15 protein-coding genes are annotated in these 13,649 nt (G+C 32.4%); all 15 read right to left on the bottom strand.

The genetic code is table 11. The features are described 5' to 3' along the window. Nucleotides 1–12: 12 nt before the first annotated feature. Nucleotides 13–462: a GNAT family N-acetyltransferase gene (locus tag FLUTA_RS18455; RefSeq protein ID WP_013688430.1), complete on the bottom strand. Its 450-nt coding sequence runs from the start codon at nt 460–462 to the stop codon at nt 13–15. Between the two features lie 231 nt (nt 463–693). Then, nucleotides 694–1,371 (bottom strand): ABC transporter ATP-binding protein, encoded by a 678-nt coding sequence (locus tag FLUTA_RS18460; RefSeq protein WP_013688431.1) that lies wholly within the window; start codon nt 1,369–1,371, stop codon nt 694–696. A gap of 3 nt (nt 1,372–1,374) precedes the next feature. Then, nucleotides 1,375–2,598, bottom strand: coding sequence for an ABC transporter permease (locus FLUTA_RS18465; RefSeq protein WP_013688432.1), 1,224 nt, complete (start codon nt 2,596–2,598; stop codon nt 1,375–1,377). Nucleotides 2,599–2,600: 2 nt separating this feature from the next. Next, nucleotides 2,601–3,695: an efflux RND transporter periplasmic adaptor subunit gene (locus FLUTA_RS18470; RefSeq protein ID WP_013688433.1), complete on the bottom strand. Its 1,095-nt coding sequence runs from the start codon at nt 3,693–3,695 to the stop codon at nt 2,601–2,603. A 7-nt stretch (nt 3,696–3,702) separates the two neighbouring features. Continuing rightward, nucleotides 3,703–4,074 (bottom strand): cupin domain-containing protein, encoded by a 372-nt coding sequence (locus tag FLUTA_RS18475; protein ID WP_013688434.1) that lies wholly within the window; start codon nt 4,072–4,074, stop codon nt 3,703–3,705. Between the two features lie 2 nt (nt 4,075–4,076). Continuing rightward, on the bottom strand, nt 4,077–4,664 hold the full coding sequence (locus FLUTA_RS18480; RefSeq protein ID WP_013688435.1) for a TetR/AcrR family transcriptional regulator: 588 nt from the start codon (nt 4,662–4,664) through the stop codon (nt 4,077–4,079). A gap of 205 nt (nt 4,665–4,869) precedes the next feature. Then, nucleotides 4,870–5,604 carry a hypothetical protein gene (locus FLUTA_RS18485; RefSeq protein WP_013688436.1) on the bottom strand — a complete coding sequence of 245 codons (735 nt, stop codon included), beginning with the start codon at nt 5,602–5,604 and terminating at the stop codon, nt 4,870–4,872. Nucleotides 5,605–5,781: 177 nt separating this feature from the next. Then, entirely contained in the window at nt 5,782–6,897 is a 1,116-nt protein-coding gene (locus tag FLUTA_RS18490) for a T9SS type A sorting domain-containing protein (RefSeq protein ID WP_013688437.1), read from the bottom strand. Nucleotides 6,898–7,138: 241 nt separating this feature from the next. Next, the gene (locus FLUTA_RS21045) at nt 7,139–7,885 is read right to left on the bottom strand and encodes a hypothetical protein (RefSeq protein ID WP_013688438.1); all 747 of its coding nucleotides are present in this window, start codon (nt 7,883–7,885) and stop codon (nt 7,139–7,141) included. A gap of 64 nt (nt 7,886–7,949) precedes the next feature. Then, nucleotides 7,950–8,468 carry a transposase gene (locus FLUTA_RS21875; RefSeq protein WP_245545454.1) on the bottom strand — a complete coding sequence of 173 codons (519 nt, stop codon included), beginning with the start codon at nt 8,466–8,468 and terminating at the stop codon, nt 7,950–7,952. A gap of 11 nt (nt 8,469–8,479) precedes the next feature. After that, nucleotides 8,480–9,304, bottom strand: a complete 825-nt coding sequence (locus FLUTA_RS21880; RefSeq protein WP_245545455.1) for an IS110 family transposase — start codon at nt 9,302–9,304, stop codon at nt 8,480–8,482. Nucleotides 9,305–9,719: 415 nt separating this feature from the next. Beyond that, the gene (locus FLUTA_RS18505; RefSeq protein ID WP_013688440.1) at nt 9,720–10,508 is read right to left on the bottom strand and encodes an ankyrin repeat domain-containing protein; all 789 of its coding nucleotides are present in this window, start codon (nt 10,506–10,508) and stop codon (nt 9,720–9,722) included. 134 nt (nt 10,509–10,642) lie between these two features. Next, nucleotides 10,643–11,377 carry a hypothetical protein gene (locus FLUTA_RS18510; RefSeq protein WP_013688436.1) on the bottom strand — a complete coding sequence of 245 codons (735 nt, stop codon included), beginning with the start codon at nt 11,375–11,377 and terminating at the stop codon, nt 10,643–10,645. Nucleotides 11,378–11,554: 177 nt separating this feature from the next. Beyond that, complete coding sequence (locus tag FLUTA_RS18515) at nt 11,555–12,670, bottom strand: T9SS type A sorting domain-containing protein (RefSeq protein ID WP_013688437.1); 1,116 nt, start codon at nt 12,668–12,670, stop codon at nt 11,555–11,557. A gap of 204 nt (nt 12,671–12,874) precedes the next feature. Then, nucleotides 12,875–13,609 carry a hypothetical protein gene (locus FLUTA_RS18520; protein ID WP_013688436.1) on the bottom strand — a complete coding sequence of 245 codons (735 nt, stop codon included), beginning with the start codon at nt 13,607–13,609 and terminating at the stop codon, nt 12,875–12,877. Nucleotides 13,610–13,649 lie beyond the last annotated feature (40 nt).

Below are 13,649 nucleotides of genomic sequence, written 5' to 3' on the forward strand. Positions count from 1 at the left end.
TAACAAGGTCAATTATAGCTCTTTTTCAAAACAAATGCTACTTTCAATATTTTCATATTGTCCATAATTCTTGATGATTTTGTAACCACTCTTTTTATATAAGCCAATTGCTTCAAGCATTTTGTCACCCGTTTCTAACACACATTTTTTATAACCTAATTCCTTTGCCCAACTTTCCAAATCATTCAAAACTGCAACAGCTACACCTTTTCCTCGCATCTCAATTGTTACATACATTCTTTTTATTTCCATTGTCGAATTGTCAAATTCTTTCATTGCACCACAACCAACTGGTAAATAGTCATTCAAAGCAACAACTACGTTTTTAATAAGGTCAGTTTTATTATACTGTGCAAAAAAGTCATTTGTATCTCCATTCTTCTTTGCCAGATCTTTGTCAAGTTCTAATACTAAGTTTTGAAAATTTTTGTTTTCTGAATTTGTTCTGATTAATGTTAACATATTGTATTATTAATGTATGGATACTTAAAATTTGCTTTCAAATCAATTATGCCTACAAAATTGATTTCTATGAATCCTTTCTTATTATGCTGACCGATAACGGTTTCGGGCTTTGCGTTGGTGGGCATTTGAAACCGTAAACGGTCTGCCAGCACCAAAGTTTATTAATTGCTCAAATGTTTATACTTGCACTGTCCGTCCACTAACGCAAAACCCGTGTTAGCGGTAGTGCTATTTTTTCAATATTTCTCCATCTTTCATTTCTATTATACGGTCGCTTTTGTGGGCAAAATCGTCATCGTGGGTTACGGCTATTATAGTTTGCCCATAATTTTTTGTAAGGTCTTGAAAAATATCAAAAACAATATCGGTATTTTTACTATCTAAATTCCCGGTTGGTTCATCGCCCATAATGATTAAAGGGTCATTTATTAAGGCTCTTGCAATGGCTACCCGTTGTTGTTGTCCGCCCGATAGTTTATTGGCTGGTTTTAAAGCCTGGTCTTCTAATCCTAAAATTTTTAATTTCTCGAAGGCCTTTTGTTCAATTTCTTTTTCTGATAATTTTCCTAATTTTAAGGCAGGTATCATTACATTTTTTAGGCAAGAAAATTCAGCCAACAGATAATGAAACTGAAATACAAAACCAATTTTTTCGTTTCTAAGTTCAGCTAATTTATCTTTACTTAATCCCGTTGTAAGTTGATCATCAATATATAATTTTCCTGTATAATCCGTGTCCATTGTAGAAAGTATATACAACAAAGTAGATTTTCCACTTCCAGACTTTCCGATCATTGATAAAAATTCGCCTTTTCTAACTTCAAATTCTATATTTTTTAGCACTTGAAAATCAATCGGGTCATGGAAGTGCTTGTCAATATTTTCTGTTTTTAAAATCGTTTGCATTTACTATTTTCTTAAAATTTCTACGGGGTCAATATTAGCAGCTTTTTTGGCTGGAATGTATCCTGCGAAAAAAGTAATTACCAAACCAATTACGATTCCTTGTACAAATTTTGTGGGTTCATAATCAATCGGGAAATAACCAATATCGCCACCCAAATACACTCGTTTTAAAATGGTTATCAACATAGTTGCCACAATTACACCACCTACAACGCCCATTATTCCTATCGAAACGGCTTGTGTTACAAAAATTCGAATCACATCTTTGCCTTTGAAACCAATGGCTTTTAGAATTGCAATGTCATTAATTTTTTGTGAAACGGTCATATTCAAAATATTATAAATGCCAAATCCTGCGACCAATAAAATAGTGAGTGATACAAAAGTGATAATCATTTTTCGCATCTTGTTTGTTGCCATTAGTGTTTCGTTGGTTTGCTTCCAGCCTTCTGCTTTGTAGCCCGTAATTTGCGAAAGTTTGGCAGCAACATTTTCTGCTTTTTCAGGGTCGGTAACATTTACATTGATATCTGTTATGTAAGAATTTCCTTGTTTTAAAAGTTGTTGCGAAGCCGATAGATTGATATACGATTTTGTTTTGTCGGTTACCGAATTATTGGTTTTAAAAATGCCAATAATTTTAAAAGTTCGGTTAATGCCTTTTGACGAAGTGAGATTTATATTATTGCTTACAGTCACATTCATTTTTTCTGCAATACCACTTCCGACAATTATGCCGTTCGGATTAGACTTTAATAAATCAAATTCCCCTTCTACCATAAACGATTTTATGTTATACATCAAATTTGCTTCATCGGGTTTAATTCCAACTGCAAGTCCGGAAATTTGCGATTTTCCGTTGTTATAAAACACATTGGTATTAACTTGTGGGGAAGCAACAGTTACTTCCTTTTGTTTTAAAATTGTTTCAATTACCAATTTTGGATTTATGATTGTATTATTATTTGGAACTACTTTTGGATTTATGATTATATAATTTTCATTATTGCTTTTTGGTAAACTTTTACTTATTTCATCGTCTTTATATACTCGTATATGCGCAGTGTTTCTAAACACAGAAGTGTTGGAGCTTCTATCAAAACCTACCAACAAACTATTCATAAAAATATAAACAGACATACCTAATAAAACACCCAAAACGGCAACGGCTGTAAGTCTTTTATTTGAAAAAATATAGGTTTTAGAAATAACAGAATTAATATTCATAATTATTGTTTTAAAGGCAATAAAACATCGTCTTTTGTAATTCCTTCAAGCACATCAACATAATCTGTAGAAAGAATTCCCGATTTTATTATGACAGGTTGTTCTTTTCCTTTCACATTTACTTTATTGCCGTAGCCAACATATTCTCTCGGAATTAATAAGGCATTTTTCTTTTCTCCTACCAAAACATTGGCTTCTAACTGCGTTCCAAAAAGCGAAGAGTTTAATGTTTCAACAAAAGTGACTTTGCAAATAAACGATTGCGTTTGCTCATCAAAAGCAGGAAGAATTTCTGAAATTTTTCCATTGTAAATTTTCTTTTTGTCAGTATTGAGTTGAATAAAAACCGACTGTCCAATTTTAATTTTACCAATATTATTTTCATCAACATTTAAAACGGCTTCTACTTTTTGCTCATCGGCTATTACTGCAATTACTTCGCCTTTGCGAACATAATCGCCTTTTGTTTTTAATTTTTTTATAATTGTTCCACTTTCTGGTACAACTATCTGATTGAATTTTTGAACAGCTTCGCTATTTTGCACCTGGCCTTTTGTAGAAATTTGCTGCACTTTTGCTTGTTGTAAAACTTGCAATTTTTGTTTTTGTAACGCGCTTAAATTAGCTAAAGAATTTTGGGCATTCAATTGAGCATTTTCGTATTCTATTTTGGTACCAATATCTTGTTGTCTTAGTCTTTCGTATCGTTCAGCCTGAATTTTATCTTGCTTGTATTTACTTTCTGCAAACTGAATGTTTTGTTCCAATTGCTGAATTTGAGGAGCATTTAAAGTAAGGTTCTCATTTGCAATAGCCAGTTGTTCTTTTGCAATTTGTGTATTTATTTCATTGGTTTTGTTGTCTACACTTGCCAAAACTGTTCCCATCAAAACTTTGTTTCCCACTTCAAAATTTGCATTGAGCAAAACGCCATCGGTTTGTGCTGTAAGATTATATGCATTATCCCACTCCAATTCTCCGGAGGCAAAAACTAACTCCTTGATGTCTTGAATTATGGGTTTTACTTCTTTTTCATTCTTACAGGAATTAAAAAGAAGCAGACAAAGTGCAGCAATAAAAAAGGTTATAAATTTCATTTCTAAATCATTTAATCAATAGTAAATTGCTGTCTTCAATTCCATCAACCCAATGTTTTACATTGGGTTCAATTTTCACAAAATCACCTGAAAATAAATTGGCTTTAATACCTTTTTCATCTTCGTAAACGGCATTGCCTTTAACACAAATAAGCAATGCAGAAACCTTTGTAATATGCTCTTTTAATTGGCTACCTTTAAAAATTTGCAGTGAAATAACTTTGCCATCAGTAGCAGGAAACATCATATTGGTTTGCACCCCAATACTGTCTTTGTGTAAATCTTTTAAGTTCATTTTATTATTTTTTTGAGTTTGTGAAAAAGCAAATTGGCTTGTAAAAGCAAGAGCTACGATAAATGCTAATCTGGTTATATTCATTGTTATTGTTTTATAAGGGTTAATAATGTAGCCATTGTTTTCATTCCATTTTTTTCAATATCAAAACTAAAATTGGCTAATTTCCATTTGAGCATTTGTAAACGAAAAGCACCCATTATAAAATGAACCAAATAGTCTGCTTCGATGGCTGAAGTGAAAACACTTGCTTTTTGACCGTTTTCTAATACAGTTTTAAAAGACTTTGCATTGGTTTGAATTAATTTTACAATACTGTTTTTTATGATTTCCGAACTATCCATCAATCCATCCGATAAAACAATAACTATGAAATGAGGATTTTTTTTAAAGTATTGAAATTGACTTTTAAAAAGAGCTAAATATTTTTCTTCTTCGCTGATATTAGAAATCAAAATTTGTTCAAACCTTTGATTTATGTTATCTGCCAAATATTGAATCAAAAGCGAAACAATTGCTTCTTTATCTTTAAAATGGCGATACAAAGCACTTTCGGAAAAGCCCATTTCTTGTGCTAAATTTTTGGTAGTAAGTGCTGCAATGCCTTTATTCATCAATATTTTACCAGACGCTTCTATAATTTCAATTTGTCTAGCTGTTATGTCCAATTTCATACTCTTTAAAAAGTTAGTGAATATTCACTCCGCAAAGATAGAATTATTCTTTTACTATCAATTTTTTCTTAAAAATTAGTTGATTGTAATTGTTTATTGAGTTTCGAAAGCATTATCGCTAACGTTTCTCAACTAGGAGACGCGGGCTTCTCGGTTGTGGTTGTTCAGCCCGTGGCTTTTAGCTGATGTTAGCAACATCCTTTTGTCATTTGTAAGTAACTTCATGATTTGTATACTGCATTTGTGTATAATGATAACATTTACTGTTTACATTTCGAGTATAGTATTCGGTTTTTCCTTCTAAATCCGTTGCGTTCAAGGTAATTTTTATTTGGCAATTCCCTTTATATTTAAAATACGGTGAGTTACCTTTCTTAGTCGGATCGGAAACAGTATAGACACCATCTTTCTCAAGTTCTTTGTCCATGTAAATTTCAATGAAAAACTTTAACCTGTAACCATTGATGTCTAATTCCAAGTCAGCGTTTGTCGATGTATGGGTTAGTACGTTATTACTGCTAAGTTTAAGGGGAGAGTCGGAACTTAGATCTTCTAGCTTGTATTTTAGTGAAGACCGTCCATTCTCGTTTTCAGAAAGTAAATTCTTCAAATCTTTTGAATCAATGGTAACCTCCTGATACTTATAATCAAATCGATTTATATCCTTCAGTATATTTGATTGCAATTCTGTAATAACTCCTCCACTCACAAACCCTTTACCAAAGACGCTATCACAAAGTGAGGAAATATTCTGCTTGATGCAATTTTGTATATTCTCTTTGAAAACATAGATAGCATCACTCGGGCTGCTCAATTTATCTTGAGAAGTTTCGATGGCTTTTTCATCGTAATTTCTTTTTGATAGATTTAAACCTTTTCTTTCTTGATGTGAACAAGAAAATAAAGTAACTAGGGTTATTGCAATGCAGAAGTATTTCATTTATGGTTTTAATTGTTGCTAACGGTCTCGGCTATGAGTAGTTGCGTGTGTTAGCACTTAACTTTGCAAGGACACACCAAACTGAAAATCCGCGAGGATTTTCAGAAGTAGGCGAGAATAAGCAATTACTTATAGCCATTGTTGTACAACGTTATATGTATTTTGAACAATATCCAATTAATATTTAATTATTTTCTTGATATTATATGTATTATCTTTCAAATTAACCTTAACAAAATAAAGCCCTGTATTAAGCTCTGAAACATTTATGTTTTCGTTATATCCTCGATAGACAAGTGCAGACCTAGAATCATAAATTTCAATTGAAGTAAATTCTGAGTTGTCAATGTAAAGCACATCTTTGACAGGATTTGGATATACATTAACTACTCTAGTTACCTGTTCTTTAATAGATAAAATATCATCATTTGTTGTAAATGAAACTAATTTTGCATTATCGGATATGGAACTGATACTAAATGATTCGGATGTAATAAAATAGCTGTTGTCTCCAATATATGTTATAGCTTCTGTTTGCTCAAACCCTAAGCTAGTAAGTGATGTTTGTGTATTAGTGCCTGAAAAAACATCATTATTTGTGAAGTTTTCAGAAACCCAAATAAAAGGTTGTAAAATTGAATTATACCCAATTAAATATACTTTTTCTGTTGATGGATTGTAAGTAGCTCCTGTTATTCTCCCTCCACTTGATAAAGTTGTTGGTAATGGGCTAACATTAAATGTTCCGCTGTTTTTTGGGATTGAGTAAGCTTTTGTTGTGCCATTAACCCAATTTTTAGTAAACAAAATCAAGTTATTTGTATCAATAGAAATTAGAGCTTCTGCATCCCATTCTGTGTTATTAGGGGTAGGGGCAAAATCAGCTTGATCGAAATAGTTAAAGTTTATGATTTCAGCTGTTACATTAGTGGAACTTAGATAATCAATTTTATTTATTTTATAAATTTTTAAATTTGTTCTATCTCCATTGTTGTTGCCTATATCGCCAATATATATTGATGTTTCATCTTGTGCAATATCTTCCCAATCTATATTGGTGGCGTTAGTAACGTTAACTGTTCTTGCAACTAATCCAGAAATCGTATCTAATTCATAAAGTTTATTTTCATTACCCGAATCATTATGAGTAATAAGTTTATCATTAAAAAAGATAGCTCCAGATGATTCACTCAATATTATTGGTAAATTAAACTTTACTTGAACGTTGGCTATTTGAGGAAAGGCATTGAATGTTCCTAAAATAAATGTTGTTACTAAGATTACTTTTTTCATAAGTATTAATCCTTAAAATAAGTTTTGGTTAAAAAATTCTACGTGTAATATAAATATGTTCATTTGAGTTTAATTATCAACTAGTTCATTTTGTGATATCTTTCATTTTAATGTTGTACAACGTTTTGCAGCTTGGCGAAGTGGCGGAAATCGAAGCACAAAAGTTCAGTTTTGCACAAAAGTTCAATCGAAGAACTGCTGTTGAATTTATCACTAAACCCGCCATTTTGCCAAACTGCTGTTAGCGGTTCGGTTTTATTTCAATTTTTGTCTGTGTTGTCAATTCGTTATATATTTCATTGTCAGCAATTGTGAATAATAACATTTCCAAATAATATGGTTTGATTGTTTGGTCGTCAAATACTGATTTGCTTAAATTTTTAATGAGTTTGCAAAATTCAAAATAAGCGTCTTTATAGCTATAAAATAATTGTCCTTGATGATAATTGTCTAAATGCTTTAATCGTATAAGTGTATTTATGTCAAAGTCTACAATTTTTTTATTTCTACCTGTCGGCATAGGAAAATACTTTATGTCGGTCTGCTTTGAGGTCATTATAATCCAATTTATTGCGTAAATAACTCTTGAATCATAAATTACATAATTTTCTGGGTCAATAAAAGATGAAATTTTTGACAACGATGAAATTGTGTCAAATGTGTCTTTGGATAATTTTGATTTTAAAAGTTGAGTTGAAAAGGCTTTAATTTTCTTTTCATTTTTTTCGTTTCGCTTAAAAGTTCGAATACCGCCCCAATCGTTTACTATCCAAAAATTCAAATCAGTCAATTCGTAAGAACCATTTGCTTTTTCTTTTATTAACTCCTTTAGTTTTAAGTTCCTATTAAAGGTGTTTACTTCTTTGTTTAGTTCGTGTTTTTCAGAGTCAGAAAACGATGTAGTCTTAATGTCAAAAAGATATGAAAATCTTTCGTCAAGTTTTACAGTCGTTTTATATTGCTTTAATCTGTCAATTAATAATATCATAGTTTCTTTGTGTGCAGTGGTTCGTCCTAAACTTCTGACTAACGTTTTCAATAGTAACTCAAAATCAATTTGTTACAAATCCCAATTCTTCCCTAGTCAACTCAAATTTATTGATTTGTTTTTTAACCCTTGCGACTAGTTTCAATTTTCTTTTTTCATCCAAGAATAAGTATTCAGTTGGTGGATTGTAAGCTTGTCCTTTTACGAGCATGTTCCATACAATAACTGCCAATTTTCTTGCTAGTGCAGTGACCGCTGTTGCACGTCCTTTTTTGTAGTTTATTCTTTTGAAGAAATCTACGAGCCAACCTTCTTTTAAATTTCCGATTGCATTTGCAGTATTTCTGAATGCAATTTTTAGTCTCGAACTACCTTTGGGGATGTGATGTGAAAGTACTTTTCCACCGCTGATTTTGTTGTTTGGTGCTAGCCTGAGCCATGCTGTAAATTGTTTGGATGACGGAAATTTCCGTATTCCTTCCAATCCTATCTCACTGATTATTGCTATTATAAGTCCTTCATTGATACCTTCAATAGCCATCAAATCAATCCCTTCGAAGTATTGGTATGCAAGTAAATTCAAATCTGTATCGGTCAGACCATTTTTATTTTTTCGCTTGTGCTTTTTTTTTCAATGTAGTGTTGCTTTTTGTTGTCATTCTTGTCGACTATGTGTTTAAGCAAATCATTGATTTCAAGGTCGGTTTGTTGTATTTGTTTTTGAATGTACTTGTAAGTCTCCCACTCTTGCTTAAGTGCGAATAGGTAATCTTGTCTATTATTGTATTGCAATGCTCTGGCGATTTCATCTTCTGATTTTCGGCAATTTCCGTGTCTTAATTTTGCTAATTCAGTTCCATTATATTCACCATTTACAAATGCCTCAATAATACTTGTGCCTGTGAGTCCAACAATATCCCTCACAACAACTTCCAACCTCATATTCATCAAGCGAAGGTACTTTTGTATGCGCTTTACACAAGATGCACTTCTGTTTAACAGATTAAGTCGATGCCTTGAATAAGTTCTTACTGTATCTGTATCAGAATCAGGTAAAAAACTTGCAGAAAGAAGTCCAAGCGAGTGTAGCTTTTGTATCCATTGACAATCCTTGATATCCGTCTTTTTTCCTTTAATGTTTTTAGTTTGTCGACCATTAACTAAAATGACATCAAATCCTTGACCAACCAATGTTGAAAACAGATTTTGCCAATAGGTACCGGTACTTTCCAAGGCAATTGAATTTACATTTTTGGCTTTTAACCACTCGCATAAATCCATTTGATCCTGACTGTAAACACCAAATTCCTTCACATCTTCGGCATTCTGTCCCACAGCAACCCAATGACTTCTGCTACCAATGTCGATTCCTGCTGCATTGGGATTTACCACCTCCAACGAAATTTTCTTTTCTTCCATAACACTGTTTTTGAAATGAATAAAAACTCCAAGGGTTGTGTCTTTAGAATTTGGAATTATTCTGATCGGGATTCCCAAAGCTTCGGTATCACCATTTAACTCTAACACAATGCAACTGAAAAATCACCTACACATACACAACCTTACCTTGATGACGCCAGGGGTTCTAAGACACCATTGCTTAAACCGGTCTTTACAAGGAGCAATTTAAAGATAAAAAAATGGTCGTTAGCAACAAAACTCAACCGTTTTGAAATGGTAGGGGGATGACCGCTAACGTTTCGGGGCTTTGCGATGGTGGGGCAATCGAAGCATAAATCTTCAATTTTGCACAAAAGTTGAACCGAAGAACAACCGTTGAACTTTGCAGTTTCGCCCCACTATTGCAAAACCCTTGTTGTGCGTTCGTACTTTTTTAGTCAGCATTTATAAGTTTCACAATTTCTGTTTGATTTGTTGCAATGGCTCTATCTAACGGACTTCCCTCATAAGCCATCATTTTACCTTTGAATTTTACTTTTGTTTTAAAGTCAACTTTCAGTTCTAATAAAAGTTTTACAATTTTTTTATGCCCTAAACCGCAAATCCAAAATAGCAATTCTGATTTTGAAGTCGTTTCACTTTTATAATCAGCTCCACATTCCAATAAATACTTTGCTATTTCTGGATTGTTTCGCCAACAAGCCCATTTAAAAGCTGATGAAAAATATTCTTCATCAATACCATTTTCTACCAAAGTTTTTGTTGCTTCCAAGTTTCCACCTTCTAAGTTTGTAGTAAAGTCAAGCAATGAGCTCTTCAGACTGTCAACAATGTTAATATCAATACCTTTTGATAATAACAATTCGATGATGTCTTTATCTCCTTTTGAACAAGCAAAATGTATAGGTTGCAAATTGTTAGGTCCTTTTGAATGTATGTCTGCGCCAACTTCTAATAAGTATTTTACAATTTCTAAGTTTTTGTTAGACACTGCAATTGACAACGGTGATTGTCGTCCTGCATTTTTGATTTCTTTATCGGCTCCTGCTTCAATCAACAATTTCGTAATTTCAAGGTTTCCATTTTTACAAACTATTTGTAATGGTGTTTCTTGTGCAATTTTTTTGTTAAGCTCCGTTGGCTTAATTTCAAATAAAATTTTTTTCACTAATTCAGTGTCTTGGTTTTGACAAGCCACGTGTAAATTTTCATTTTTTGTCATCTTTGATATTTCGTTTTTTGTCAGCGGTTGGTTGGATAGTATGACGCACAACGTTTCTCAACTAGGAGACGCGGGCTTCTCGGTTGTGGTTGTTCAGCCCGTGGCTTTTAGCTGATGTTAGCAACATCCTTTTGTCATTTGTAAGTAACTTCATGATTTGTATACTGCATTTGTGTATAATGATAACATTTACTGTTTACATTTCGAGTATAGTATTCGGTTTTTCCTTCTAAATCCGTTGCGTTCAAGGTAATTTTTATTTGGCAATTCCCTTTATATTTAAAATACGGTGAGTTACCTTTCTTAGTCGGATCGGAAACAGTATAGACACCATCTTTCTCAAGTTCTTTGTCCATGTAAATTTCAATGAAAAACTTTAACCTGTAACCATTGATGTCTAATTCCAAGTCAGCGTTTGTCGATGTATGGGTTAGTACGTTATTACTGCTAAGTTTAAGGGGAGAGTCGGAACTTAGATCTTCTAGCTTGTATTTTAGTGAAGACCGTCCATTCTCGTTTTCAGAAAGTAAATTCTTCAAATCTTTTGAATCAATGGTAACCTCCTGATACTTATAATCAAATCGATTTATATCCTTCAGTATATTTGATTGCAATTCTGTAATAACTCCTCCACTCACAAACCCTTTACCAAAGACGCTATCACAAAGTGAGGAAATATTCTGCTTGATGCAATTTTGTATATTCTCTTTGAAAACATAGATAGCATCACTCGGGCTGCTCAATTTATCTTGAGAAGTTTCGATGGCTTTTTCATCGTAATTTCTTTTTGATAGATTTAAACCTTTTCTTTCTTGATGTGAACAAGAAAATAAAGTAACTAGGGTTATTGCAATGCAGAAGTATTTCATTTATGGTTTTAATTGTTGCTAACGGTCTCGGCTATGAGTAGTTGCGTGTGTTAGCACTTAACTTTGCAAGGACACACCAAACTGAAAATCCGCGAGGATTTTCAGAAGTAGGCGAGAATAAGCAATTACTTATAGCCATTGTTGTACAACGTTATATGTATTTTGAACAATATCCAATTAATATTTAATTATTTTCTTGATATTATATGTATTATCTTTCAAATTAACCTTAACAAAATAAAGCCCTGTATTAAGCTCTGAAACATTTATGTTTTCGTTATATCCTCGATAGACAAGTGCAGACCTAGAATCATAAATTTCAATTGAAGTAAATTCTGAGTTGTCAATGTAAAGCACATCTTTGACAGGATTTGGATATACATTAACTACTCTAGTTACCTGTTCTTTAATAGATAAAATATCATCATTTGTTGTAAATGAAACTAATTTTGCATTATCGGATATGGAACTGATACTAAATGATTCGGATGTAATAAAATAGCTGTTGTCTCCAATATATGTTATAGCTTCTGTTTGCTCAAACCCTAAGCTAGTAAGTGATGTTTGTGTATTAGTGCCTGAAAAAACATCATTATTTGTGAAGTTTTCAGAAACCCAAATAAAAGGTTGTAAAATTGAATTATACCCAATTAAATATACTTTTTCTGTTGATGGATTGTAAGTAGCTCCTGTTATTCTCCCTCCACTTGATAAAGTTGTTGGTAATGGGCTAACATTAAATGTTCCGCTGTTTTTTGGGATTGAGTAAGCTTTTGTTGTGCCATTAACCCAATTTTTAGTAAACAAAATCAAGTTATTTGTATCAATAGAAATTAGAGCTTCTGCATCCCATTCTGTGTTATTAGGGGTAGGGGCAAAATCAGCTTGATCGAAATAGTTAAAGTTTATGATTTCAGCTGTTACATTAGTGGAACTTAGATAATCAATTTTATTTATTTTATAAATTTTTAAATTTGTTCTATCTCCATTGTTGTTGCCTATATCGCCAATATATATTGATGTTTCATCTTGTGCAATATCTTCCCAATCTATATTGGTGGCGTTAGTAACGTTAACTGTTCTTGCAACTAATCCAGAAATCGTATCTAATTCATAAAGTTTATTTTCATTACCCGAATCATTATGAGTAATAAGTTTATCATTAAAAAAGATAGCTCCAGATGATTCACTCAATATTATTGGTAAATTAAACTTTACTTGAACGTTGGCTATTTGAGGAAAGGCATTGAATGTTCCTAAAATAAATGTTGTTACTAAGATTACTTTTTTCATAAGTATTAATCCTTAAAATAAGTTTTGGTTAAAAAATTCTACGTGTAATATAAATATGTTCATTTGAGTTTAATTATCAACTAGTTCATTTTGTGATATCTTTCATTTTAATGTTGTACAACGTTTCTCAACTAGGAGACGCGGGCTTCTCGGTTGTGGTTGTTCAGCCCGTGGCTTTTAGCTGATGTTAGCAACATCCTTTTGTCATTTGTAAGTAACTTCATGATTTGTATACTGCATTTGTGTATAATGATAACATTTACTGTTTACATTTCGAGTATAGTATTCGGTTTTTCCTTCTAAATCCGTTGCGTTCAAGGTAATTTTTATTTGGCAATTCCCTTTATATTTAAAATACGGTGAGTTACCTTTCTTAGTCGGATCGGAAACAGTATAGACACCATCTTTCTCAAGTTCTTTGTCCATGTAAATTTCAATGAAAAACTTTAACCTGTAACCATTGATGTCTAATTCCAAGTCAGCGTTTGTCGATGTATGGGTTAGTACGTTATTACTGCTAAGTTTAAGGGGAGAGTCGGAACTTAGATCTTCTAGCTTGTATTTTAGTGAAGACCGTCCATTCTCGTTTTCAGAAAGTAAATTCTTCAAATCTTTTGAATCAATGGTAACCTCCTGATACTTATAATCAAATCGATTTATATCCTTCAGTATATTTGATTGCAATTCTGTAATAACTCCTCCACTCACAAACCCTTTACCAAAGACGCTATCACAAAGTGAGGAAATATTCTGCTTGATGCAATTTTGTATATTCTCTTTGAAAACATAGATAGCATCACTCGGGCTGCTCAATTTATCTTGAGAAGTTTCGATGGCTTTTTCATCGTAATTTCTTTTTGATAGATTTAAACCTTTTCTTTCTTGATGTGAACAAGAAAATAAAGTAACTAGGGTTATTGCAATGCAGAAGTATTTCATTTATGGTTTTAATTGTTGCTAACGGCAGTCTGTCTAAAAA

Source organism: Fluviicola taffensis DSM 16823, assembly GCF_000194605.1.
GTDB classification, from domain to species: Bacteria; Bacteroidota; Bacteroidia; order Flavobacteriales_D; family Crocinitomicaceae; genus Fluviicola; species Fluviicola taffensis.

Bases quoted from the DNA above. Each gene is read 5' to 3' on its own strand.
- FLUTA_RS18455 (WP_013688430.1), bottom strand. From the start codon at position 462: ATGTTAACATTAATCAGAACAAATTCAGAAAACAAAAATTTTCAAAAC.
- FLUTA_RS18460 (WP_013688431.1), bottom strand. From the start codon at position 1,371: ATGCAAACGATTTTAAAAACAGAAAATATTGACAAGCACTTCCATGAC.
- FLUTA_RS18465 (WP_013688432.1), bottom strand. From the start codon at position 2,598: ATGAATATTAATTCTGTTATTTCTAAAACCTATATTTTTTCAAATAAA.
- FLUTA_RS18470 (WP_013688433.1), bottom strand. From the start codon at position 3,695: ATGAAATTTATAACCTTTTTTATTGCTGCACTTTGTCTGCTTCTTTTT.
- FLUTA_RS18475 (WP_013688434.1), bottom strand. From the start codon at position 4,074: ATGAATATAACCAGATTAGCATTTATCGTAGCTCTTGCTTTTACAAGC.
- FLUTA_RS18480 (WP_013688435.1), bottom strand. From the start codon at position 4,664: ATGAAATTGGACATAACAGCTAGACAAATTGAAATTATAGAAGCGTCT.
- FLUTA_RS18485 (WP_013688436.1), bottom strand. From the start codon at position 5,604: ATGAAATACTTCTGCATTGCAATAACCCTAGTTACTTTATTTTCTTGT.
- FLUTA_RS18490 (WP_013688437.1), bottom strand. From the start codon at position 6,897: ATGAAAAAAGTAATCTTAGTAACAACATTTATTTTAGGAACATTCAAT.
- FLUTA_RS21045 (WP_013688438.1), bottom strand. From the start codon at position 7,885: ATGATATTATTAATTGACAGATTAAAGCAATATAAAACGACTGTAAAA.
- FLUTA_RS21880 (WP_245545455.1), bottom strand. From the start codon at position 9,304: ATGGAAGAAAAGAAAATTTCGTTGGAGGTGGTAAATCCCAATGCAGCA.
- FLUTA_RS18505 (WP_013688440.1), bottom strand. From the start codon at position 10,508: ATGACAAAAAATGAAAATTTACACGTGGCTTGTCAAAACCAAGACACT.
- FLUTA_RS18510 (WP_013688436.1), bottom strand. From the start codon at position 11,377: ATGAAATACTTCTGCATTGCAATAACCCTAGTTACTTTATTTTCTTGT.
- FLUTA_RS18515 (WP_013688437.1), bottom strand. From the start codon at position 12,670: ATGAAAAAAGTAATCTTAGTAACAACATTTATTTTAGGAACATTCAAT.
- FLUTA_RS18520 (WP_013688436.1), bottom strand. From the start codon at position 13,609: ATGAAATACTTCTGCATTGCAATAACCCTAGTTACTTTATTTTCTTGT.